A 1,815-nucleotide genomic window follows, 5' to 3' on the forward strand; every position below is an offset into this window, starting at 1 on the left:
GCTCGCGGCAAAACGCAGACTCCCGGCCGCGAGCAGCGCGGCCACATAGGGCGCGAGCGGATGCCGGTGGCCGACCACGACGTTGTCGATCACCCCACGCTCGATCAGTGGCGTGATCGCGGCGAGCACGGTGGCCAGCACCGCCGCGCCGCAGGCCACGGCCGCGTTGCGCCGGTAGCGCAGGACACACCCGCCCAGCCGGCGCAGCCAGCCCGGCCCGGACGTCGGCTGGGCCGGCGGTGTCGGCTGGGCCGGCGGTGTCGGCTGGGCCGGCCCAGCCGGCTGGCCGGTTGAGCCCGGCGTCACGAGGCCGCCGTGATGGTCGGACGGGCTGCTGTTCGCGCGAATCTCCCCGGATGGCTGGTCGGGTCGGGACAACCTTTAGCCCAACCATCCCGGGAGATCATCGCTTCCCGGCCGCACCTACCGTCCGGCCGGTGCCCCACGCCGCCGGCCGGACGAGCAGATGCGGCCGGCGGCGGTTGTCAGGAACGGATCGTCGGTGGCGGGCTGGCCGCCGCGCCGACGATGCCCGCGTCCGCCGGCGGCGGCGCGGTGGTCGCGGCCGTCACCGGCAGGGCGCTGCCCGCGACCCACCGATTCCAGGAGATCGACCACTCGTTGCCGAGCTGGGAGGTGTCCGGCGACCGGCCGGTGTTGCGCACATCGACGATGTCGCCCAGCCGGCTGAACCGGTAGAACCATTCGGCGTCCGCCGGCGACGCGTTCACGCAGCCGTGCGAGACGTTGTCCTGCCCCTGCGCGCCGACCGACCACGGCGCCGAGTGGACGTACTCACCGCCGCTGGTGAACTGCACGTTCCACTGGACGGTTTCGTAGTAGTAGTCCGGATCGCCCTTGGGAATACCGACCGTCGCGGAGTCCATAATCACCGTCTGGGCGGTGCCGAGGACGTTGTGCGGGCCGTCCATGGTCGGCGACGAGGGCTTGCCGAGACTGACCGCCATGGTCTTCTGCAGGACGCCGTTGCGATATACCTTCATCGTGTGGGTGGCGGCGTCGACATAACTGATCTGCGCCGGGCCGATGACGAAATCCATGGCCCGGTCCTTCACGCCGAAACGGCTGCCGCCGGCGTCCAGCCCGGCGAGATTCGCCTCGACGTGCACCTTGGTCCCCGCTTTCCAGTACTGCTGCGGGCGCCAACGCACGACCTGGTTCGACGCCCAGTTCCAGGCGCCGTTGACCGGCGGGTCGGTGGTGACCATCAGACGCTTCTGAACGGCCGCCCGGTCGGTGACCGCCGCGTTGAAGGTCAGTGTGATGGGTGTGCCGATACCGACGGCCTGCCCGGCGGCCGGTTCCCACGACACCTTGAAGGGTTTCGCCGGATTCACCGTGGTGAAGGTGGCCGCCGTGGTCGCGGTGCCCGCCACGCCGTTCGCGGGGACCGTCGTCGCCGACACCTGGTACTGCGTGTCCGCGAAGAGCCCGCCGGTGGACGTCCAGGTCCTGCCGTCCGCGGAGAGCTGGCCGGCCAGCTCACCGGCGGAGGTGTCCTGGGACTTGCTCGCCCCCCGCAGCACCTTCACCGACTGTAGCGGAGCGTTACCGCGCACCACCACGGTGCTGGTGAGCGCCACGCCCTGGGAGCGGTCCGCGGGCGTGATGGTGATCTGCGGTGCCGCCGCGGTCGGCGCGGCCAGGCCACCGGGGGCGGACGCCGAACCCGTCCCGTCCGTCCGCGGTGAGCACGAGGTCAGGGCGATACAGACGAGCAGCGCCGCGCCGACGGTCGATATGAGCGACCGTTGTGAGGAGGATATGCCGTGCGGGCGTGCTCCTCCTGCGCCA

Annotated in this window: 2 protein-coding genes; both read right to left on the bottom strand. The window is 71.3% G+C overall.

The window, feature by feature from the left end; genetic code table 11:
* Positions 1–306, bottom strand: a 306-nt coding sequence (locus AC5LSR_RS23320; protein ID WP_493469036.1) for a hypothetical protein, incomplete at its 3' end; no start/stop codon positions are given.
* A 179-nt stretch (positions 307–485) separates the two neighbouring features.
* Positions 486–1,815, bottom strand: a 1,330-nt coding sequence (locus AC5LSR_RS23325; protein WP_493469037.1) for a L,D-transpeptidase, incomplete at its 5' end; no start/stop codon positions are given.

The sequence above is a fragment of the Protofrankia sp. CiP1_Cm_nod4 genome, assembly GCF_982290645.1.